We start from the raw sequence: 22,313 nt of genomic DNA, 5'->3' as shown, positions 1-22,313 counted from the left end.
AAGAAGATCAGCAGGATGAAGACCACGTCCAACATTGGGGTCAGGTCAACATTCGCCTCTTCCGGGGCTCTTTGGGTACGTCCTCGCATCAGCTGATCTCCATCGCGTCTTCTACCTGCTGAACCGAACGGCTAACCCGGCGGTCCATACCGGACGTGAAAAGGATGCCTGAGAGAGACGCGACCATGCCAGCCATCGTGGGGATCGTTGCGCGAGACACACCGGCCGACATGGCCTTTGCATCTGCACCGCTTGTGATCGCCATGATGTCGAACACTGCAACCATGCCGGTCACGGTGCCGAGCAGGCCGAGCAGCGGCGCGAGCGCCACCATGGCCTTGGTCAGTTGGACATTCTGTTCCGCTTTCATGCGGACTTCAGAGACCAGCTTGTCTTTCACCCAGTGAGCGAGTCGGGATTTCCTGTCGGAGCGCGAACGCCACTCCGCAATCGCTTCTGCGGCCACCTGTTTGTGGGCAAATCTGAAGTAGAACAACCGTTCCAGGATCAGACCCCACATGAAGAATGTTGCGAGCATAATGACCAGCAACACTGGACCGCCACGATCGAGGAAAGCTTGTAATTCTGCAAAACCCATATCGGGTTACTCCTCGAACTGAACGAGGGGGGTGGCTTACGCCACCGCCCCGCGCAGGGATTCCGCTTTCTCGGCGACGAGGCCAGCGGCCTGTTCGTCGAGGACTTGCTGGTTGCCACGAGCCATGGAGGCAGCGATGGCGTGAACCAGAAGGAGCGGGATAGCAGCCACAAGACCGAACACAGTGGTCATAAGGGCAACGGAGATACCACCAGCCATCAGTTTCGGATCGCCTGCACCATAGATCGTGATCGAGGTGAAGGTGATGATCATACCGATAACCGTACCGAGCAGACCGAGCAGCGGTGCGACAGCAGCAAGAACCTTGATGATGTCGTTGAAGCGTTCGATGCGCGGGCTCTCACGCAGGATTTGCTCGTCGAGCTTGAGTTCCAGCGTTTCGATATCGTTTTGCTTGTTCTGTTCGTAGACTTCGAACACGCGTGCCAGCGGGTTGCCGTCGCCAGCCTGGCGGGTTTTCGCTGTTTTGCGCATTGCGCCGCCCATCGTGAAGAGCATGAAGATCTTGTAGATGCCGAGCAGAAGACCAATAGCCAGCAGGGCCATGATCACAGCACCAACCGGACCACCTTGCTTGATGCGGTCAGACAGAACCGGCAGGTCGCCCAGGATGCCGAACAGGTTACCCTTGGACGGGTCAACCGGTGCGCGGACCAGTTGATCCGGGCCCGCATTGATCAGGCTTTTCATGGAAGATGCGTAAGCGCCGGAAGGCTGTTTCGCAAAGACCTGCAGGAAGGTTTCACCGTTGTCTTTCTTTTTGACTTCGATGAATTTCGGGCCGTCAACCGTTGCAGCGGTGAACACACCAACGCGCATGATTTCAGCGTCAGCGTTGGAAGCGTCCGGACCAATACCATCAACCATTGCATTGAAGGATTTGACCTCGGATTGAGCGATCATTTCCTGCAGCATGGCTTTCGGAAGACGCTCAAGCTGAGTGCGGTTCGGAAGCGTACGGGCTTCAGCGATTTCGGCGATGCCTTCAACGCGGCCCTGATAGTCAAAGTTTGCGAAGGAGTTCGCAATCTCCGGCATGGTTTCACCAGCCGCCGTACGGAACTGACCGAGCAGCTCCTGGAAGTCACCAGCCTGCTCGGAAACCTGGCTTTCCAGATCTGCCAGCGTGGCTTCGTTGGCATCGAACTGTGCGCTGAGGGCACGGCCACGAGCTTCTGCAGCGTTCAGAGCGCCACGGGCGTCAGCCATTTTGGCTTCCTGAGCGGCCGCATCGGACTGGAACTCACGCAGACGCTGTTGGTCTTCAGCCGTCATCTGGCTGGAGTCTTGTTTGACCTTCGCGAGAACGTCTTGAAGTGATTGCGCGGTTGCCGGAGCAGATACCGCGAACGAGCTGAGGCCGAGCAGCGTAGCCGCACCCAGAGCCTTCAGCGAGGATTTGAAATTCATCATCTATACTACCTCTTAATTCCCTGGTGCTGCCGCTTACTCGACGGAGAACTTCTGGACAGGTGCGAACAGGACTTCTTGCTGAGCCTTCGCCTGAGCCACGCGGATGGCCTTATCGATGTCAGAAACGTAGCTGCCTTTGACTGCTTCCCACTCACCGGTATTGCGGTTGTAACGCGCAGCCTTGCCGTTCGGCGTCACATAAACAAGAGCAACACGGCCATAGAGGAACATGTCGACCGTCGTCGGGTTACCGTCGATGGTGATCTCTTCCTGCCAGGTGCTGATCGTGCGGCCATATTCCATTTCAGCCTGATAGGCATCCATGATCAGGCGATATTGCTCAGCCGGCGTCACGTTCGGCGTTTCCATGACGGCGTCGAGACCTTCAAGGCGCGCCTGGCGTTCGGTCTGCTTGAAAGGAAGGTCTGCAGCAACGAAGGTTTTCAGGTCTTCAACCATGCCCAGAAGCATCGGGACGGTTTGTGCTGTGATGTCATCAATTGAGCCGAGCTGTTCGGTCAGGGAAGCAATTTCTTCTTCCTGGCTCTGAACAACAAGCTCTTGCTGCTTTGCGTAAAGATCAGCAGCATCACGGCGCTGAAGCAGAGTACGGTATTCGCGAACCATGTCGGTGCGCTTGTCGTCCAGCTGATTGATCTGCTCTTGAACTTGTTCGGCGCGCCGGGTGGCCTGCTCGCCGGTATTGAGCGCTTCGCGCAGTTGGGCCTGAGCCGGTACGGCCAGTCCCACAATCAGCGCAGCGGCGATAGCGCCGCGAGCTGGTGACAGAAGTTTCATCATGAGGTTTGCCTCTCACTCTCCAAACGGTCGCGCAGTTATTGCGCGCAAGAATTCGACAGTCAGGCGTCCTGCTCATGAGGACGTCCCGGTTTCAATGCCATGGCCAAACACACAAAAGTGGCCTGAGTTATGTGGAAGCCGAAAGGCGCAGAGACGCCCGACCTCTCCCCTGAGCTTTGGAGCGTGGGCCGCCCTCTGGTTATACCCTTTGCCATTACAGCGCCGGGATCGCAACGCCCTTAATCGCTATCGTCGAGGCTTAACAATCCTCGATCCATCGATCAACAAGTCACTTTACGATTCATTTAGAAAATATCCGGCGGTTCAGTGATGGCAACCGGGGGGATACAGTAGCGGGCAATATTTGTCCTGCGCTATCAATCTCGTGGACTTGAAACAGGCAGATGAGTGGCTGGGGTGCCAGGATTCGAACCTGGGAATGCCGGTACCAAAAACCGGTGCCTTACCACTTGGCGACACCCCAATGAAGGCGCCGAGATAGCCACTCTTGCTCAGGCTGGCAACACCCGATCTCATGCTTTCTGTGTGGTTTCTGCAGACAAAGGCCTGTGGCCTGCCGATTTTGCCCAACACTGATATAGGCTTCTTTACTTTTTATCGATAATCGGAAATATCGAATATCGAAATAGATTACTCCCCATCCGTGCGCATGGAGACTCTCCTCTCATGAGAACCTTTTTTCTTTCCATGGCCGGCGCACTTGCCGCCATGTTCATCTTCATCTTCGTGGTGTTCGGCTTCTTCATGCTGCTCATCATGGGAGCAGCCAATTCGAAGCCAGACCGGCCGGACAGCGTTGTGCTGTCGCTCGACCTGAACTCCGAATTTTCCGATCAGGCGCCGACTGGAGGTTTTGCAGCGTTTGCACAAACGCCAGGCTTTATTGACCTTTTGACCAAAATTAAGGCAGCCGAGACGGATGATACTGTGAAGGGCATCTTCATTCGTGGCGCTTTTGTCGGCACCGGCAGCTCCCGCGCTGAAGAATTGCGGGAAGCGCTGCACGACTTCCGCGACTCCGGAAAGTTCGTCATCGCACATACGCAAGGCACGATGGGAATTAGTGGCCCGTCCGCTTATTGGTCCATCGCGGCCGCTGACGAGATCTGGATTCAGCCAGGGTCTGACCTCGTGGTTCCTGGCGTCACATTCGAGACGGAATTCCTCAAGGGACTGTTCGAGAAGATCGACGTGACCCCGGAAATCTATCCCTTCTACGAATACAAGAACGCGCCGAACTCTTATAATGAGACGTCTTATACAGAGCCGCATCGCCGCGCGATGACGGAACTGGCCGAATCGCTTTGGTCGACGGCACTTGAAGAGATCGCCTCTGACCGCGGCCTGGACAAGGCAACAGTAGAGGCCGCATTGGAAAGCGGCCCTATCCCCGCAGAAGATGCCATCTCGCAGAAGCTGCTCGACAAGTCAGGCTATCCGGAAGAAGCGAGCAATGCTGCGCTGGAGCGCGCGGGCAATGACGCGCAAATGCTTGATCTCGTCAGCTACATGCCACCTTCCCTGCCAGTACGCGCACCCATGGTTGCGGTCGTTGGCGGCGAAGGCGCAGTTGTGACGGGTGGCGCCACAGGCGGCTCCCCCTTCTCTTCTCCGGCAGGCTTTGCGTCTGACCAGATCTCCCAGGCGATCCTGGACGCCGGTAATAATGACAAGGTGAAGGCCATCGTCTTCCGCGTCGACAGCCCCGGAGGCTCTCCTGTTGCGGCGGACCAGATCTGGAATGCCATTGAACGGGTTCAAGCCAAGGGCAAACCAGTGGTCGTTTCCATGGGTTCATTGGCTGCATCTGGTGGATATTATGTCTCCGCTGGTGCCGACTACATTGTGGCCAACCGGTCGACCATTACGGGCTCAATCGGCATCTTTGGCGGCAAGTTCGCCATTGCCGGCGCGTTCAACAAGCTGGGCATTACTTTTGATACGATCAGCGTAGGGGGCGAGTTTGCCGATGCCTATGGTGTCGACACCTTCACGCCGGAACAGGAAGCCACCGTCAAAGCCAGCCTGAAACGGGGCTATGACCGCTTCCTGAACATCGTCGCCGAAGGTCGCGGCATGACCTATGACGAGGTGCATGAAGTCGCCCGCGGCCGCGTCTGGAGTGGTCAGGACGCTCTCGACAAAGGCCTTGTGGATGAGCTGGGTACGTTCCTGGACGCCATCGAGAAAGCCAAGGAACTTGGCGGCATCGAAGCAGACGTGACACCGCGTCTGGTCTATTACCCGAATCGCCCGACAGGCTTGGAAGCCTTGGAAAGCCTTTTCGGAGTGTCTTCCGAAACTGTGGAAGCCGCCGCCATGCTGAGCCGTATCGCGGGCGATGACCGCATGCAGGCATTGGTCGAAGAGCTGTCCGTGATGGATGCGGTGAACGCCGGCGAAGCCCAGGCCATGGGCCCCCGCCTTCGCGCGAATTGATCACATCTCTGACATGAGTGAAGACGGGCCCTTCCAAATCGGAAGGGCCCTTCTCTATTGTGCCGACAACAGCAATCGTCTACCGCAGCGACTGAGGAAGCAAGACGTATGAAGATCCTGGTCACCGGCGCCGCCGGATTCATCGGAAGTGAACTGGCTCTCCGCCTTTTGAAGGAAGGCCACCAGGTTGCGGGCGTTGACTGCTATACCCCCTATTATGATGTGCAGCTGAAACATGATCGCGTCGCCCGGCTGACCCCTTTCGACACGTTCAAGATGCACAAGATCCGCGTCGAAGACGAAGACGCGATGACCGCCGTCTTTGACTCCTTCCAGCCAGAGATCGTCGTCCACTTCGCTGCGCAGGCTGGTGTTCGCTATAGCCTGGACCATCCGCGGGAATACATCGCGGCCAATATTGTCGGCTCCTTCAATGTGATTGAGCTGTCGCGCCTCAAGGGCGTGAAGCATCTGGTCATGGCGTCCACCAGCTCGGCCTATGGCGCGAACCAGAAATTCCCCTTTGAAGAAACGGACGCCGCACCACACCCGCTGACGATCTATGCCGCGACCAAACTCTCAAGCGAGATGATCGCGCACAGCCATTCCCATCTTTATGGCACGCCCACCACCCTGCTCCGCTTCTTCAGCGTTTATGGCCCGTGGGGCCGGCCGGACATGGCCTTTTTCCTGTTCACAGACAAAATCTTCAAAGGTGAGCCGATTGACGTCTTCAATCATGGCGACCTGAAACGGGACTTCACCTATATCGACGACCTGGTCGAGTCCATCCGCAGGCTGATGGATCACCCACCTATTGCAGGGGAGCCTGTATCACGCGGGGACTCCCTCAGCCCGCTTGCGCCATACCGTCTGGTCAATATCGGCAACGCCACGCCCGTACGTCTGATGGACTATATCGAGGCCATTGAGGACGCTATCGGCAAAACGGCGATAAAGAACATGCTTCCCATGCAGCCCGGCGACGTGAAGCAGACCTATGCAGATGTCAGTCTGCTCAAAGCGATTACCGACTACACGCCCACCACAGATGTGCGCACGGGCGTGAAGGCTTTCGTTGATTGGTATCGGGACTATTTCAAGCCAGAGTGAAGCCCTAGCGCTTCTGCCCTACCCAGAAAATCATCCGGCACATCAGCATGATAGCTGACGCGCCCGCCATCCGGATGCCCGATCTCCAGCGACGCGGCATGCAGCATCAGGCGTTCGGCTGACTTGCTGCCTCTTCCATACAGATGATCTCCGAGAATTGGAGAGCCCGCTGCCGAGAGGTGAATGCGGATCTGATGCATCCGCCCCGTCTCAGGCTTCAGCTCCATGAGCGCGTGTGTGTCTGTTCTGGCCAGAACCCGCCAATAGGTGACGGCGTTTTGCGCGCCCTTGCGGCCCGGCGATGCCACAATCATGCGCGGACGTCCGCCCTCTTCTACCTTCACCAGCGACTGCTCCATCAGGCCGGCATCAGACGCAGGTAGAGTGCCTTCAACAAGGGCCAAATAGGTCTTGCTGGCACGACGTGTCGCGAACTCTTCGGACAGGAAGGCCGTCGCGGGCTTTGTCCGCCCCACGATCACAACGCCCGAAGTCCCTCGGTCCAGCCGGTGGACAAGCCGCGGCTTCTTGCCATTGGATTTGGCGAACGCGACCAGAAAATCGTCCAGTGAGCGGTCAACACCGCCGCCCCCCTGCACGGCGAGGCCTGCTGGCTTGTTGAAGACGATAATGCTCTTGTCTTCATGCAAGACAAGGCTGCGGGCATAATCGGCATCTGCCGCGCTGAGTTCGGGAAGCGGCCTGTTACGCATGACAGCTTAGCCCTTCCTGTGGCGTGCGCGGATGTCTGCGATATATTTCATACGCTCGACGATTGGCTTTTCACGCCCACGGCCTGTCGGCACATAGAATTTCTGACGGTCCATCTCGTCCGGGAAATAGTCCTGCCCTGAAACACCTTCTTCCGTATCATGATCATAAATATAACCATCGCCATAGCCCTGATCCTTCATCATGCCGGTGGGCGCGTTGAGAATATGCTTGGGCGGCATCAGGCTGCCGGTTTCGCGGGCAGCTCTACGGGCCATCTTGAGTGCCATATAGGACGCGTTGGATTTCGGCGCAGTGGCAAGGTGCACCACGCAATGCGCCAGCGGGATAAGACCTTCCGGTTCGCCCAGACGCTCAAAAGCGCGTGCGGCCTCGCCCGCCACCATCATCGCCGTCGGGTCTGCCAGGCCGATATCCTCGCTCGCCATAACAACCAACCTGCGTGCAATGAAGCGTGGGTCCTCGCCGCCCTCCAGCATTCGTGCGAACCAGTACATGGCCGCATCCGGGTCAGATCCGCGTACGGATTTATGCAGCGCAGAGATGAGATTGTAATGCCCCTCTCCGCTCTTGTCATAGGCAGGCGCCCGCTTCTGCAGGGCTGAAGACATCTGCTCGACGGTCAGCGCCTTGCCCTTGCCGGCAAAAGTATAGACCTGCTCAACCAGGTTCAGCATGTAGCGGCCATCGCCGTCTGCCATATCCAGCAGAGCTTCGCGGGCCTTCGGCTCCACTGGCAGAGGGCGGCCCTCTGCTTCTTCGGCACGCTGGACAAGCGTTTCCAGTGATGGCGTCTCCAACCGCTTCAGCACCAGCACCTGACACCGCGACAGCAGGGCGCCATTGATTTCAAAGCTAGGATTTTCCGTTGTCGCGCCGACCAGCGTGACAACGCCCTTTTCCACAAAGGGCAGGAAGCCATCCTGCTGCGCCTTGTTGAAGCGGTGGATCTCATCCACGAACAGCAACGTGCCCTTGCCCATGGAACGCCGATTTTCCGCGCGGTCAAACGCGGCACGCAGATCCTTCACGCCGGAAAAGATGGCGCTGATCGCCTCAAACTCCAGATCGGTTTCCTTGGCCAGAAGTCGGGCAATCGTCGTCTTGCCCACGCCCGGAGGGCCCCAGAAGATGATGGAGGACAGTCGGCCTGCTTCCAGCATACGCTTCAGCGTACCATCCGGCCCCAGCAAATGATCCTGCCCGACAACCTCATCAAGAGATTGCGGACGCAGCTTGTCAGCCAATGGCTGCGGCGCGCCTTCAGAAAGGCCGGATGCACTGAATAAATCACTCATACCTGTGTTCTAGGCGTGAATGATACGCGTGATAAGGTGGCAAGTGGAGGAGAGAGCACATGAAACTGAAAATTACCCCATCGGGTCAGGCTTGTGGGGCGGAAGTGCGCGGTGTCGATCTAACAAGCCCGCTCGACCAGGATACAGTTGACGAAATCCATGCTGCCTGGATGGAGCATCAGGTTCTCTCCTTCCCCGATCAGGACATGACGGATGAAGATCTTGAGCGCTTCACCCTCTATTTCGGCCCCTTCGGCGAAGATCCATTCATCGCGCCCATTCCCGGTCATCCGCATATCATTGCGGTAAAGCGCAACGCCGATGAAACGGCTCCGATCTTTGCCGAGACCTGGCATACGGACTGGAGCTTTCAGAAACGCCCCCCCAAGGGCACCTGCCTGTTCGGCATCACCATTCCGCCAGAAGGCGGGGAGACGATGTTCGCCAACCAGTATCTGGCGCTGGAGCAGATGCCGCCCCAGCTGCGAGAGCGGATCGAGGGCAAGCATGCCGTTCATTCCGCCCGGAATGCTTACTCCCCCGAAGGCGTATATGGCGATGTAGACAAGGCCGCCGGGCGCAGCATGACCATCATGCCTTCCGCAGACGCCGAGGCAACAGAACGCCACGACATCATCCGTAAGCACCCTGAAACTGGACGGGAAACCCTGTTCGGCTGCGCTGGTTACATAATTGGAATCGCAGGCGTGGACCATGAGGAGGGCTGGGACATAATGAGCGAACTCTATCGCTGGCAAACCCGGCCAGAATTCCAATACCGGCACAAGTGGCAGGAAAAGATGCTGGTCATGTGGGATAACAGATGCCTGCTACATATGGCGACAGGCGGTTATCAGGGGCATGAGCGCCTGTTGCACCGCACAACAATTGGCGCAAGTGGATAGCTGGTCCTTCTCCCGTTTCGCACGTAGAGTGAAAAGAAAAAACGGGAGGAAAGAACATGGCAGACACGCTGCATAAGGCGGAGTCCGGAGTTGCGGACCCATGGAGCCTGCCCCTTGAAAGCTTCGATGTTTCAAGGGCGGAAATCTATCAAAACAATATGCAGGGGGAGTATTTCCGGCGACTTCGACAAGAGGCGCCTGTACATTACTGCCCGGAAAGCGCGGTCGGCGCGTATTGGTCCGTGACCAAATATAACGACATCATCGCGGTGGATTCCAATCACAAGGTTTTCTCATCTGAGCCAAGCATCGTGATCGGAGATCCCAGCGACAATTTTCAGCCGCCCATGTTCATCGCAATGGACCCGCCCCTGCACGATATACAGCGCAAGGTGGCGCAACCCGCCGTGGCGCCTACGCAATTGTCGGAACTGGAAGACCTGATCCGTCAACGGGTCTGCAATATTCTGGATAGTCTGCCGGTTGGCGAGGAATTCAACTGGGTGGAAAAGGTCTCCATCGAGCTGACGACACAGATGCTGGCCACGCTGTTCGACTTTCCGTTCGAGGACCGCCACAAGCTGCCTTTCTGGTCCGATGTCTCAACCACAAGCGACGCTGTGGGTGTTGTCGGAACCGACATGGAATGGCGCATGAAACACCTGAATGAGTGCGTCGCCTATTTCACGGAACTCTGGCACCAGCGCGCCAGCGAACCCCGCAAGTTCGACTTCATATCTCTGCTGGCACACGGCGAAGACACCAAGGATATGGTGAAAAACCCGATCGAATTGCTTGGCAATCTGATGCTGCTGATTGTGGGCGGTAACGACACAACGCGGAATTCAATTTCCGGCGGCGTCTACTTCCTGAACAAGTTTCCGGCCGAATATGACAAGCTGAGAGCCGATCCCTCCCTGATCCCCAATATGGTGTCAGAGATCATCCGCTATCAGACGCCCCTCGCCCATATGCGCCGGGTGGCCACGGAAGATACGGAACTGGGCGGGCAGAAAATCCGCAAAGGCGACAAGGTTGTGATGTGGTATGTCTCTGGCAACCGGGACGAAGAGGTCATTGAACAGGCGGATGAATTCCTGATCGACCGGCCCAATGCGCGCCGGCACCTGTCTTTTGGCTTCGGCATTCACCGCTGCATGGGCAACCGCGTCGCCGAGATGCAGCTGCGTATCCTGTGGGAAGAGATCATGAACCGGTTCGATCGGATTGAAGTCACCCGTGAACCCCGCCGGGTCCTGTCCAATTTCGTACTGGGCTATGAAGAACTTCCGGTCATCCTGCACCCGAGGTCATAAGCCCGCAGGAAGACGCAATCAATCTATCCCGCAGAGGTATAAATCTGCCCTAAAACTATTCTGCCAGCTCACTTGGTTGCGCCCAATCAGGCGTTCAGCCAGAAATTATACCCCCGATGATTGAATTCGGTCGACTTCATTTTGATTTCGGGCAAAATCCATAAGTCGGCCGCAGGGCTTTGTCGTTGGGGAATTTTTTTATGGGCAATACACAACCAACCGGGCCGGTTCTGATCATGGAACTGAATGAGCTTTGCCCGCCAGTCATCGACAAGCTGATGGCGCAAGGAAAACTTCCAAACTTCAAGCGCCTTTATGATGCGGCAGATACCTATGTCACACATACGGATGACCCTACGCTGGAGCCTTGGGTCCAATGGCCCAGCTTCCATACAGGCACCCCTGAAGCAGCGCATGGGGCAAAGGAGCTGGATGAAGGCCACCTCATCAAGTCTCCGCGCATATGGGATGCATTGGCCGAATACGGGCTCGATAGCCTGGTCTTCGGCTCAATGAACGGCGATACCCAGCGGACTGATATGGTCACACTTATTCCTGACCCATGGTCTTCCGGTGTCACGCCAACAGACCCTGCCTATGAAGCTTTTCACAAATTCATCAGTTTCCACGTCGCAGAGCACACAAATCCAAATGCCAAGCCCAGCAAGGCCGATATGGCGAACTTCGTGAAGTTCATGCTTTCGCATGGCCTGTCTCTCGGCACGATCATGAGTGCCGTCAATCAACTCGCCAGTGAGAAAACTTCAAGTGCCGACACAAAATGGCGGCGCGCCCTGGTTCTGGATCAGATCTTGTGGGATGTCTTCGCGAGCACATGGAAAAAATCGAGGCCTGCATTTGCGACCTTCTTCGCAAACTCCACAGCCTTTCTTCAACACCGCTACTGGCGCCATATGGACCCTGACGCCTATCAGGTGAAACCATCTGACAAGGAAATGGCCGACTACGGACAGGCCATTGAGAACTCATACATTCATATGGACACTCTGCTCGGGCTGGCCCGGAAACTGGTAGGCCCTACAGGACGGCTTGTTCTAGCCACTGCACTCAGCCAGGAAGCCAATACGCGGTATGAACACATTGGTGGCAAGTTTGTTTATCGTCCCCATAATTTCGGGGGCCTGTTTAAATGGGCGGGCGGCCCACAACCGGTCAGTTTCGAGCCCGTCATGACACACCAGGCATGGGCAACCTTTGGCACTGAGGCAGAGGCCATCGAAGCCGAGAAGACGCTCAACGCGCTTCAGTCCAATGGCAAAAGCATCATGCAATGGCGACGTACAGATAATCGCGTCATGTTCTGGTGCGGATTAATCTCGCGTACTGAACCTGGTTTCCAGGTCACAAATGCCACCACGGGCGAAGCCGTGGACTTTTCGGACCTGTTCATGCTGGTTGGCCAGGTCAACAATTCCCAGCATTGCCGGGATGGATCATTCTGGATTGAGTCTGCAGACAGTTCTGCCACACATCATGATCAAAAATTGCCGCTGGAAAACGCCCATGACATGCTGCTGAACATGTTTGGCGTAGAAGCTCCCGGGCAACTGATGTCGGCCTGAGACGGACTACATCAGAGGCGTACAGTGCCACGCACCGTCCGACCGTTTCGTTCGATCTCCACATCCCAGGAATTGCCGTCTTCTTTGACAGCAGACTGCAGTTCCTTCACGGTTTTTGTGGATACTCCGTTTACAGACCGGATGATATCACCCGGACGGAAGAAATTGCGGGCGATGGAGCGGCGAGCCACAGAATAGATGTAAATACCTGAGCCTTTCTGGAAAGGGTCCAGGCCGTTCTCTTCAGCCAGGCGCGGGGACAGTTCCACGACGCGCGCACCGGAGAAGGCATTACGGCCTTCCATCAGAACAATGTCTGCCTCTGTCGCGCCGGGAGGCGGCTCAACCCTTACGGCGATGGTTTGCGTACGTCCGCCGCGCAGAACGCTCAGGCGCGCATCTTCGCCAGGACTACGAATAGCCGCGAGGAATTTGAGGCCTTTTTCATCAAACACTTCACGTCCATCGATGGCCGTGATCAGATCCCCCCGACGCAGGCCTGCATCATCTGCCGGGCCTTTGGCGTAAACTTCTGTCACCATGACACCGACAGGTCGTTCCAGCCCCTGCGCCTTGGCAATGTCATAGCTGACGGTCTGCGCTGCCAGGCCGAGCCAGGGGCGCACAAAGGTGCCCTCATTGATGGCCGCGTCGACGACACGCTTCACCATCTCGGCCGGAATGGCAAAGCCGATGCCGTTGGAGCCGCCGGAACGGGAAAAGATCGCCGTGTTCACACCGACCAGTTCGCCCTTGGCATTGATAAGTGCGCCGCCGGAGTTGCCAGGGTTCACAGCCGCGTCTGTCTGCAGGAAGAAGGCGTAGTCAGAGATGCCCACATCGGTCCGCGCCGTGGCGGAGATGATACCGCTGGTCACCGTCTGGCCAACGCCGAACGGGTTGCCGATGGCCAGCACAAGATCGCCAACCTGTACGGCCCGCGTATCCGCATATTGCAATGTCGGCAGGACTGCGCCCTCAGTATCAATCTTCAGGACGGCCAGATCCGTGCGTTCATCTGCCAGAACCAATTCAGCCGGATACTCGCGGCGGTCACTCAGCACGACGCGGAATGTATCGGCGCCCTCAATGACGTGATTGTTCGTGACGATGACACCATCTGAGCCGACAATGACGCCGGAGCCAAGCGAACTCTGCTTGCGTTGCTGGGGCGGGATATTGCCGTAAAGCAATTGCTCCATCGGTGAGACGCGGCTGGTCACCGTGCGCTCCGTGAAGACGTTCACCACGGCAGGCGAGGCCTCACGCACAAGCGGCGCGAAGGTGAGATTTATCTCCGCCTGAGATTCTGGCAATCGCTGGGCACTCGCATAGAGCGGCATCAGGGCAATCGCCAGAAGGGTCAGTACCGAAAGTCCGGCAATAACCAGGAACTTCGAAACGTGTTTTGTCATGCGGAGTGTATGGATCATGACTATGGCTCTATTGCGGCGCGAAGCTGGGCGCAATTCCGCAAATTATGACAATTCAGTGAGGTTTTTCAGGGTGTTGGCTCATTTCCATCTCGCGCAGCCAGAGCGGCAAGGTTCGCCGCATGGCTTTCCCGGCTGATCCGATAGAAGCATACGCAGAGCAACATGAGCGTCCAAGCGCCGAGCAAGCAGGCCGCATAGCCTATACCAAGCTGTCGGATAGACTCCTCTGTCGGGGCCTTTGCAGCGACGCCTTGGCTTAGCCCGGCAGCCGCCAAGACGAAGGACGCCGTGACTACACCGGCCCCTTGGGAGAGCTTGCGGATGAAGCTGATGCCGGCAAAGAAAACGCCTTCCGACCGCCTTCCTGTTTGAAGCTCGCTATCCTCGACAATGTCGGCCACCATGGCACCCATCAGCATCTGGGTGGCAATAATGAGCGCCACGTCAAATACTGTGATGACGAGGATCGTATTATAGAGTGCCTCGGTGCCATTCGGGGGCAGAAGGCCGAATAGCCTCAGGATAACGGGCAAAGGCGCAATGGTGAAAGCGAACACGCCGATCGTGATCGCTGCGCGTTTCTTGCCGAACAGCTTGCCCGCCATCGGCGCGACAATCAGGGCCAGAATGGCAGATATGTAGACCGCGACGGTGAGGCCCGCGATCTGCTTGGGCCCAAAGCCCCAGAAGATCGTGTTGATGTACTGGTTCAGCGTCGCCGAGATGCCGGTTGCCAGCAGGCCGAACAATGTGGCCAGGAACAGCGCGCGGAAGGATTTGTTGGAGATGGTCTCGAATATCTCGGAGAAGATCTTGCCGAGCGTCAATTTCCGAGCAAGCGACGGGGCCCGCAAATGTTTGATGTGCCGGTGTGTGCCACCTGCGCAAACCGCCACAGCCGTCATGATGCAGATCGCCGCGATCAGGCCATAGGTATTCCAGCCCGCCAGATTGAAGAAGCCATTCGGCACGTCTTCGGTTGGGGTCAGCAGGAAGAACAGCAGCAGGATCTGGATAGACAGGCCGCCCATCCAGGAAAAGAAATAGCGAAACGACATAAGAGACGTTCGCGTGTCATAATCAGCCGTCAGCTCTGCCGCCAACGCATTGCTGGGCACCTCATAGAAGGTAAAGGCCAGCCGCACCGCGATCGTGACACCCACCAGCCACGGAAATAGGTCATTTCCACTCAGGCCGGACGGAGGGTTCCAGGCCAGGAAGTACGCAATCGCGACCGGCACGAGCGCGCCATACATAAAGGGGTGCCGCCGCCCGAGCCGGGTGCGCAGATTGTCTGACCAGTAGCCAACGACCGGATCCGAAATGGCATCGACCACCAGTGCAATCAGAAGCGCCAACCCGACGCGGCCAGCATCGACCCCCAAGATATTGCTGTAGAAGAACAGCAGGAAATAGTCGAAACCGTTATTCTTGATGCCCTCTGCTGTTCCCCCAAAGCCGTAGGCCAGCTGAGTGAACAGTCCGGGCCGCCGCAATGGGGGGATGGCAGGAGAGGTCACAAGCCGAGCACCATCTTCGCCATGATGTTGCGCTGGATCTCGTTAGAGCCCGCATAGATCGAGGTCTTGCGGTAATTGAAATAGCTCGGCGCAACCGGAACGGCGTATTCCGGCGTGGCGATATCGGCATTCTGACCACCGCGCGCTACAGCAAAACTGTCTTGCACGAAGGGCGCCGCATAGGCCCCTGTCGCTTCCAACAGCAATTCGGTGATCGCCTGTTGCGTGGCGGAGCCTTCGCATTTCAGCATGGAGCTTTCCGGCCCGACGGCCTGACCAGCTGACAAAGCAGAGAAAATGCGCTGCTCAGTTGCGTCCAGACTGTCGATCTTGATTTCCATGGCCGCCAGCTTGCGAGCAAAGTCTGTGTCGCGGACCAGGGCTTCGCCATCCGACTGCTCGACACTGGCAATTTTGCGCGCCTTTTTCAGAAGGTTACGCAGACCTGGCGCATATGCGTTGCCGCGTTCGAACTGCAGCAGATATTTGGCGTAGGTCCAGCCCTTGTTCTCCTCGCCAACAAGCGCTTCAGCGACAGGCACGCGGACATTTTCAAAGAAAACCTGGTTGATTTCCTGCTGACCTTCCAGCGGACCATCCAGTGTCGGCAACGCTGACACAGTGATGCCCGGCAGCGTCATCGGGAAGACAATAAAGCTGATGCCTTCCTGTGGCTTGCCCTCTTTCGAGGTCCGCACGAGACAGAAGATCATGTCGGCCCATTGGGCGTGCGTGGTCCAGATTTTGGAGCCGTTCAGCACATAATCATCGCCATCGCGCACCGCGCTCATCTGCAGGGAGGCAAGGTCTGATCCCGCGCCCGGTTCTGAATAACCTTGGCACCACCAGACATCGGAACGCAGAATGGGCGGCAGATATTTCTGCTTCTGCTCCTCAGAGCCAAATGCCATCAGCACGGGCGCGACCATAGAAACGCCCATCGGGCTAACCGTTGGTGTCCCGGCAGCGGACAGTTCCATGTTCAATATGTAGCGCTCGGACGGGCTAAGGCCCGGACCGCCATATTGCTCAGGCCAGTTTGGGGCAACCCAGCCCTTCTCGTAAAGCTTCTTCTGCCACTCCACCTGGCCTTGCTTATCGAGATAGCCATTCTTCGACATGGCCATCTTCGCGCGCAGTTCCGGCGTGTAGGCTTCGGCGATCCAGTCCCTGACGTCCTGCTGGAATTCAAGGTCTTCCTTCGTGAATGAGAGATCCATGGGTCCGGCGCCGCGCTATTCTACGATGTCATATACTTGCACGTCAGGTGCGCCAGCCAGACAGCCGCCCATCTTGGCACCAGCGGCCCGGAAATAGTCCGTCTTGCCGTGTGCTTCGAGCGCTTCCTGATTGGCGTACTGTTCCATGAAGATATAGCCATTGGCATCCTTCTTGGACTTGTAGAGCTGGTAGGTCAGGCAGCCAGGCTCATTCGCCTTCACCTTCGCCATCAGGTCTTTCGCGACCTGTTCAAACTCTTCCTGTTTGCCATCCAGAATGTTCAGTTTCGCGACAACACCAATCATGACATTTTCCTCCGTAGCGTTTTGGCTATCCTTAGGGGGTTCACGGGCTGCGGCAAGACTAACGTAAGGGAGGGCTGCAGCGCCCAATACGTGTGCCAGGCGAAACCGCCTTGCCAGAATCCCTGAAAATGGAATGGATTTTGCTGCAGACCTCTGTGTGTTTGCATCAGAGGCTGCGATGATTGGCGACGTAATGGAAAGAACGGCAGGACGTCTTGTAAAGGAAGCACCAGCACCATCCGTGCTAGCTGTAATCCCGGCGCTCAATGAAGAGCGTCATATTGAGACATGCATCCGCTCACTCATGGACGGCGATGACCGTCTCAGAAAGGTACCACTGACCATTGCCGATGGTGGCAGTACCGACCGCACCGTGGAGATTGTCGAGCGGTTGAAGAGTGAGTTCCCCAATCTGCGCGTTCTTCATAATCCCAAAAAACTGCAATCGGCTGCGCTGAACCTGGCCGCGGAGCGACATGCTGGTGAGGAAACCCGCTTCCTGGTGCGCTGTGATGCCCATTCCATCTATCCGCCCAACTTCATCATTGATGTGGCTGACGCCCTGGAAACCACAAAGGCGGCTTCAGTGGTCATCCCGATGGATGCCGCAGGCGAGACATGCTTCGAAAAAGCAAATGCCTGGATCGTGGACACCCCGCTCGGCTCCGGCGGCTCTGCCCATCGTGGCGGTACAAAATCCGGCTATGTTGATCATGGTCACCATGCAGGCTTTGACCTGGCAGTGTTCCAGATGATTGGCGGCTATGACGAAACCTTCTCCCATAATGAAGACGCCGAATATGATGAGCGCGTCGTCAGTGCCGGCGGACGCATCTATCTGGATGCCGATATCCGCATCAGCTATGTGCCGCGCGGCAGTGTCCGCGCCTTGGCCCGTCAGTATTTCAACTACGGCAAAGGCCGCGCTCGTACAGCGCGCAAGCACAAGCGTCCCCTCAAACTGAGACAGGCAATCCCGGTCCTGGCGCTGATCGCCAGCATCTCCGGGACACTTGCCGCCCCCCTCTTCTGGCCCGCAGCAATACTGCCCCTTGGCTATCTCGGCGTACTGGCCCTTGCCTCTGTGGCCGTCACGGTCTGGAAGCGGTCAAGCTGCGGTCTTCTGGCCGGTCTGGCTTCCGGGACCATGCATATGAGCTGGGCGGCAGGATTCTTGCGAGAGACCCTGTTCCCAAAGCACGACCAGCGGGCCTTTCCATTGGTTTTTGGGCAAAAAACACTATAAATAAGACATTAACCATCGAGCAAAAATGTCAAAGCTGACACAGCAAATCCAAAGGTCTTTCATTGCGAGATTGGGTCAACTGACCCGCTCGACGACCTCGCTGCGCGCTCGAATGCGCAAAGGCTTTGGCCTGCAACCGCAAGCCGTCGAAACCGAAATTCGCCACGAACCTGCAGCAATTGCTACACGTGTGTCTGAATCGCCGGCTGGCGAATGTCTCTATGCAATCGGGGATATTCATGGTCGGCGCGACCTGTTGGAGAAACTGGTCGAGCAGATTCGGGAGGACAGCCAGTCTCTCCCCGAAGGCACAAAACGCACGATCGTCTTCCTCGGCGATTATATCGACCGGGGCCTGCAATCACGCGATGTGATCGACTTCCTGATCGGCGATCAACTGAGCGATTTTGAGACAGTCTTTCTAATGGGCAACCATGAAGAGGCGCTTCTGCGTTTTCTGGACGATGCCAGCTTCGGCAAGCAATGGGTCCGTTATGGCGGCGGGGAAACCCTGTATTCCTATGGCTTCCAGCCCCCAAACACGCGCGCCAGCCTTAGATCGCATGATGCCATGGCCGAAGCCCAGAAAGCTTGGGAAATGGTGTGGACGCAGTTCCGCGAGCGCCTGCCGCAGGAACATTTGGAGTTTTACCGCTCACTTCAGCCGTATCATATCGCTGGGGACTATCTGTTCGTTCATGCTGGCATGCGGCCTGACACACCGATTGAGGAACAGACGGTGCGCGATCTGCTATGGATCCGGGACGAGTTCCTCGATGACAGCCGCGAGTTTGACCATGTCGTCGTGCATGGCCACACGCCGGCTGACGACATTCACTACGACAATCGCCGGATCGGACTCGACACCGGCGCCTTTATTAGTGGCCGCCTCTCTGCCGCAAAGCTTTTCGGCAAGGATGTCAGCTTTCTGGAAACCAGTCCCGCTTAAGAAACGAATTTGCGGCGGGGACCGCACAAAACATGGAGTACGGGTACATGCATACCATTCGCACACTCTGCCTGGCGTTTCTCGCAGGCACTTTTCTTTTTCTCGCCGGGTGCGCGTCGACGAACGCGATTTCCCAAGGAAGCGCCGGGGCCGAAACGGCAGAAACCCGCACGGTGACCGCCTACACTCTTGGAACTGGCGATCAGCTGCGGATCAATGTGTATGGTCATCAGGACCTGTCCGGGGAGTTTGAAGTCGACGGAACCGGCGCGGTATCGCTCCCCCTGATTGGCCAGGTCGATGCGCTTGGCCTGACGACCCCGGAACTCGAAACCAAAATTGTGGAGAAACTGGACGGCGACTACATCCTGAACCCGCGCGTCAGTGTCGAAGTTACCAATTATCGCCCCTATTACGTACTGGGCGAAGTCGGCTCCCCGGGTGAATATCCGTATTCCTCCGGCCTGACCGTTGTGAACGCCGTGGCAGCCGCTGGCGGCTTCACCTACCGGGCCAAGAAGAACGTTGTCTTCATCAAGAGCGCGAACTCCAACAAAGAAGTAGCGTATCGTCTTGATGCATCCACAGCGGTCAAACCTGGTGACACGCTGCGCATCGAAGAACGTATTTTCTAGTTCACCTGAAAACCAAAACTCAACGGGGCGGCGTTAACTTTTAACGCCGCCCTGATTCTATCTGACTGTGCCGCACTGGTACGTAAACGCCCCCATCAGAGTCTTCCCATCCCCGTTTTGGGCTTATTTCGCGTATGAACTGCCCCGAAAATGAACAGAAGAGGTGAGTATTTGCCTTTTACTTTCCCCTGACGCACGAAAAAGAGTGTCTAACCGTTAATTATTCCCCGATTTTACGGTACAGAGATTGCAAACGTCCCTGAAAGAAATAAACATCCGAAGGCTCTTCGAGTTAACTGCTCGTTAAGGAACGCATCGGGTGAGGCAGTAAACCCGGTGTATGAGTGTAGATTCCAGGGGACGTAAAATGGGCTTGAGACTTTCCAAAGAGTCACGCGAGGTGGAAATGGCCACTTACGCTAATTTGCATAAAAAGCCGGTTGCACCGGATACGGATCAACTTGCGAAGCGGGTCCTCGACTTCTGCGTAGCAGGACTGGCGCTTCTTTTCGTTGCCCCACTTCTCCTGATTGTTGCCCTTCTTATCCGTCTTGAAGATGGCGGCCCTGCCCTGTTCAAGCAAAAGCGCCAGGGCAAGAATGGCGAGACCTTCTACTGCTACAAACTGCGTTCCATGGTTCCGGACGCGGCAGTGCGTCTGCAGCGCCTTCTGGAAACAGACCCGGACGCTCGCCGCGAGTGGCAGGAAACGCAAAAGCTGACCCACGATCCGCGCATCACGCGCCTCGGCGGGTTCCTGCGTAAATCCTCCATCGATGAGCTGCCGCAGCTGTTCAACATTCTTCGTGGCGATATGTCGATTGTCGGCCCCCGCCCGATTGTCGAGAACGAAATCGTCAAATATGGCGAGTATTTCCAGACCTATTGCTCTGTTCGTCCAGGACTGACCGGACTGTGGCAGGTACGCGGTCGCAGCGATACGAGCTATGATGAGCGCGTAGCCCTGGACGTGGAATATGCCAACACTCGTAGTTTCATGACCGATATCAAGATCATGATGCTGACGATCCCGGCTGTCCTGAATTCCAAAGGCGCCCGCTAGTCGAACTCCAGACACTTTCAAAAGCAGCGAGCCAGACCTAACTGGCCCGCTTCTTTTTTGCCACATTGCCAAGAAGCCTAACTTGTCAGATCAGGAAGGACAAAAGTCCGGCAAATGGTCTGACAATTGCATTGTGACAGAGGAAACGTATACTCTTGCAGTGGCTCTCCAATGATAAATCTCTCGGTTCTTATAGCGTCTCATAACGGTGCGAATGTTCTTCCGAAAGTTCTGGAAGGCTACGTCCAATCGGCAAAGAATGAGACGAACTGGCAGCTGATCATTGTCGATAATTGCAGTGACGACAGTACTTCGAAACTTATCGAAAAATATCAGCCGCTTCTTCCAATTATTCATTTGCACGAGCCACGCCCGGGCAAGAACGTAGCCCTGAACACTGGCTTGCGACATGTCGCGGGTGATTTTGTTGTCATATCCGATGATGACGCAATTCCGGAACCTGGCTTTATCGATGCCTGGCGCACGGCCGCCGAGACGCAGTCGGATATCGACGTATTTGGCGGGACGATCCGACCGGAATTCGAAGTGCTTCCTCCCGAATGGATGCTCGAAGGTGAGCTTAAATTCGAAGAACTATATGCGCAGAGAAAAAATCTTGCCGCTGGCAGGATTGCACCCTCGGGGATCTTCGGCCCGAATATGGCCGTCCGTCGGCGGGTCTTTGCTGCCGGCATTCGCTTCAACGAAGATATTGGTCCGAACCATAATATCAAACAGTACAGCATGGGCAGCGAGACTGAGTTCTGCGAGCATGCGGCTGCATGCGGTTTTACGACCGGCTTCAATCCCCTTCCAGAAGTTCGTCACATTGTCCGCGCCCATCAGGTGTCGCCGGAGTTCTGGTCGGCCCGCGCCTATCGGCTGGGACGCGGTGTTGCCAAGCGCGAACAATTGCTTGGCAGAAATGCCCCCAAACATTTCGGTAAGGCCCGAAGGCTGGGCCGCGCCTATCTCGGAAACCTGAAACTGACCAATCTCAAACACACTACGCCTGCTTCGCACCCAGCGAGGAATTTCCTGGCAGAATGGGATTACAATTTTCAGAGAGGCTATATTTCAGAGCTGATGGCCCTGAACGCGAACCAGCCAAAACACGTTCATTCAAAGCTGCAACTCCTCAATCGGTTTGTATCAACCCTGAGGGCAAGCAAATTATTCTGACACCCTATGGTGTCTCTTCAAACACGAAAGATGAATCACATCTCTCATCACGAGAATGGGGTTCGGAATTACTCGTCTCCGCTATATAATGCTTAGAATCTGGGGGCTTGTAGTCATAAATTGGAAAGTTAGTTAGATGGCAGATATTGTGGTGGGGACGACCGAGGCAGAGACGCTCGCCCTGACTGGCGACTATGTCTATGAGACCCGCGCGGACGCCTCCGGTGGTGCAGACATCAAATCAACCGGAACCGGCACGGCCACTGGCACCTTCACCGGTGAGGACGGCACCTATCAGATTGCCGTCTCATTCTATAATGAAAACGATGGGGCCTCGCCCTTCACCGTTTACGTCAATGGTGTGGAAGTTGAGGCCTGGACCGGAACCGGCGGCTCCGGCGGATCCGGGGTGCTGCAGGATCACATCTTCGAACTCACCCTCAACACGGGCGATGTCATCGCCATTGAAGGCTCAAAGGATGCCGGCGAGTATGCCCGCATCGACAGCCTCACCGT

20 protein-coding genes and 1 tRNA gene are annotated in these 22,313 nt (G+C 56.5%); 11 read left to right on the top strand and 10 right to left on the bottom strand.

The features are described 5' to 3' along the window. Positions 1 to 88: 88 nt before the first annotated feature. From HY29_RS13670 to HY29_RS13655, 4 genes are all read right to left on the bottom strand, one after another. Positions 89 to 598: a MotA/TolQ/ExbB proton channel family protein gene (locus HY29_RS13670; RefSeq protein ID WP_034797882.1), complete on the bottom strand. Its 510-nt coding sequence runs from the start codon at positions 596 to 598 to the stop codon at positions 89 to 91. Positions 599 to 634: 36 nt separating this feature from the next. After that, entirely contained in the window at positions 635 to 2,032 is a 1,398-nt protein-coding gene (locus tag HY29_RS13665; RefSeq protein ID WP_051601539.1) for a MotA/TolQ/ExbB proton channel family protein, read from the bottom strand. 33 nt (positions 2,033 to 2,065) lie between these two features. After that, on the bottom strand, positions 2,066 to 2,833 hold the full coding sequence (locus tag HY29_RS13660) for a DUF3450 domain-containing protein (RefSeq protein WP_034797881.1): 768 nt from the start codon (positions 2,831 to 2,833) through the stop codon (positions 2,066 to 2,068). Positions 2,834 to 3,242: 409 nt separating this feature from the next. Next, positions 3,243 to 3,317 (bottom strand) — tRNA-Gln (locus tag HY29_RS13655). 203 nt (positions 3,318 to 3,520) lie between these two features. Between HY29_RS13655 and sppA the strand changes: the two genes are divergently transcribed. Both sppA and HY29_RS13645 read left to right on the top strand, forming a co-directional pair. Beyond that, positions 3,521 to 5,293: a signal peptide peptidase SppA gene (sppA, locus tag HY29_RS13650; RefSeq protein WP_034797880.1), complete on the top strand. Its 1,773-nt coding sequence runs from the start codon at positions 3,521 to 3,523 to the stop codon at positions 5,291 to 5,293. Positions 5,294 to 5,401: 108 nt separating this feature from the next. After that, positions 5,402 to 6,406, top strand: a complete 1,005-nt coding sequence (locus HY29_RS13645) for an NAD-dependent epimerase/dehydratase family protein (RefSeq protein WP_034797879.1) — start codon at positions 5,402 to 5,404, stop codon at positions 6,404 to 6,406. Here the strand turns inward: HY29_RS13645 and HY29_RS13640 are convergent. Together HY29_RS13640 and HY29_RS13635 are read right to left on the bottom strand one after the other, a co-directional pair. Continuing rightward, positions 6,388 to 7,119, bottom strand: coding sequence for an RluA family pseudouridine synthase (locus HY29_RS13640; RefSeq protein ID WP_034797878.1), 732 nt, complete (start codon positions 7,117 to 7,119; stop codon positions 6,388 to 6,390). The genes HY29_RS13645 and HY29_RS13640 overlap by 19 nt on opposite strands. A gap of 6 nt (positions 7,120 to 7,125) precedes the next feature. Then, the gene (locus HY29_RS13635; protein ID WP_034797877.1) at positions 7,126 to 8,436 is read right to left on the bottom strand and encodes a replication-associated recombination protein A; all 1,311 of its coding nucleotides are present in this window, start codon (positions 8,434 to 8,436) and stop codon (positions 7,126 to 7,128) included. A gap of 59 nt (positions 8,437 to 8,495) precedes the next feature. Between HY29_RS13635 and HY29_RS13630 the strand changes: the two genes are divergently transcribed. The 3 genes from HY29_RS13630 (at position 8,496) to HY29_RS13620 (ending at position 12,240) form a co-directional block, all read left to right on the top strand. Beyond that, on the top strand, positions 8,496 to 9,341 hold the full coding sequence (locus HY29_RS13630) for a TauD/TfdA dioxygenase family protein (protein WP_034797875.1): 846 nt from the start codon (positions 8,496 to 8,498) through the stop codon (positions 9,339 to 9,341). Positions 9,342 to 9,397: 56 nt separating this feature from the next. After that, positions 9,398 to 10,657 (top strand): cytochrome P450, encoded by a 1,260-nt coding sequence (locus HY29_RS13625; protein WP_034797874.1) that lies wholly within the window; start codon positions 9,398 to 9,400, stop codon positions 10,655 to 10,657. 200 nt (positions 10,658 to 10,857) lie between these two features. Then, entirely contained in the window at positions 10,858 to 12,240 is a 1,383-nt protein-coding gene (locus tag HY29_RS13620; protein ID WP_034797873.1) for a hypothetical protein, read from the top strand. A gap of 11 nt (positions 12,241 to 12,251) precedes the next feature. On the opposite strand, the gene HY29_RS13615 is transcribed toward HY29_RS13620, so the two are convergent. The 4 genes from HY29_RS13615 to HY29_RS13600 form a co-directional block, all read right to left on the bottom strand. Further along, the gene (locus HY29_RS13615) at positions 12,252 to 13,673 is read right to left on the bottom strand and encodes a Do family serine endopeptidase (RefSeq protein ID WP_241765213.1); all 1,422 of its coding nucleotides are present in this window, start codon (positions 13,671 to 13,673) and stop codon (positions 12,252 to 12,254) included. Positions 13,674 to 13,741: 68 nt separating this feature from the next. Then, complete coding sequence (locus HY29_RS13610) at positions 13,742 to 15,196, bottom strand: MFS transporter (protein ID WP_241765212.1); 1,455 nt, start codon at positions 15,194 to 15,196, stop codon at positions 13,742 to 13,744. Then, on the bottom strand, positions 15,193 to 16,416 hold the full coding sequence (locus HY29_RS13605; protein ID WP_034797871.1) for an acyl-CoA dehydrogenase family protein: 1,224 nt from the start codon (positions 16,414 to 16,416) through the stop codon (positions 15,193 to 15,195). Before HY29_RS13605 ends, HY29_RS13610 begins: the two co-directional genes overlap by 4 nt. A gap of 15 nt (positions 16,417 to 16,431) precedes the next feature. Further along, positions 16,432 to 16,722, bottom strand: coding sequence for a putative quinol monooxygenase (locus tag HY29_RS13600; protein ID WP_034797869.1), 291 nt, complete (start codon positions 16,720 to 16,722; stop codon positions 16,432 to 16,434). A gap of 133 nt (positions 16,723 to 16,855) precedes the next feature. Between HY29_RS13600 and HY29_RS13595 the strand changes: the two genes are divergently transcribed. From HY29_RS13595 to HY29_RS13570, 6 genes are all read left to right on the top strand, one after another. Then, positions 16,856 to 17,968, top strand: a complete 1,113-nt coding sequence (locus tag HY29_RS13595) for a glycosyltransferase family 2 protein (protein WP_241765211.1) — start codon at positions 16,856 to 16,858, stop codon at positions 17,966 to 17,968. Between the two features lie 25 nt (positions 17,969 to 17,993). Continuing rightward, positions 17,994 to 18,917 (top strand): metallophosphoesterase family protein, encoded by a 924-nt coding sequence (locus HY29_RS13590; protein ID WP_206741970.1) that lies wholly within the window; start codon positions 17,994 to 17,996, stop codon positions 18,915 to 18,917. A 47-nt stretch (positions 18,918 to 18,964) separates the two neighbouring features. Further along, a complete protein-coding gene (locus HY29_RS13585) occupies positions 18,965 to 19,552 on the top strand; it encodes a polysaccharide biosynthesis/export family protein (RefSeq protein WP_034797867.1) in 588 nt (195 codons plus the stop codon). Positions 19,553 to 19,919: 367 nt separating this feature from the next. Beyond that, a complete protein-coding gene (locus tag HY29_RS13580; RefSeq protein ID WP_081811402.1) occupies positions 19,920 to 20,615 on the top strand; it encodes a sugar transferase in 696 nt (231 codons plus the stop codon). A gap of 126 nt (positions 20,616 to 20,741) precedes the next feature. Further along, complete coding sequence (locus tag HY29_RS13575) at positions 20,742 to 21,797, top strand: glycosyltransferase family 2 protein (protein WP_155838335.1); 1,056 nt, start codon at positions 20,742 to 20,744, stop codon at positions 21,795 to 21,797. A gap of 136 nt (positions 21,798 to 21,933) precedes the next feature. Continuing rightward, positions 21,934 to 22,313, top strand: a 380-nt coding sequence (locus HY29_RS13570; RefSeq protein ID WP_034797865.1) for a hypothetical protein, incomplete at its 3' end; no start/stop codon positions are given.

The sequence above is a fragment of the Hyphomonas beringensis genome, assembly GCF_000682755.1.
Lineage (GTDB): Bacteria > Pseudomonadota > Alphaproteobacteria > Caulobacterales > Hyphomonadaceae > Hyphomonas > Hyphomonas beringensis.
This window is presented reverse-complemented; position numbering and strand designations above follow the sequence as displayed.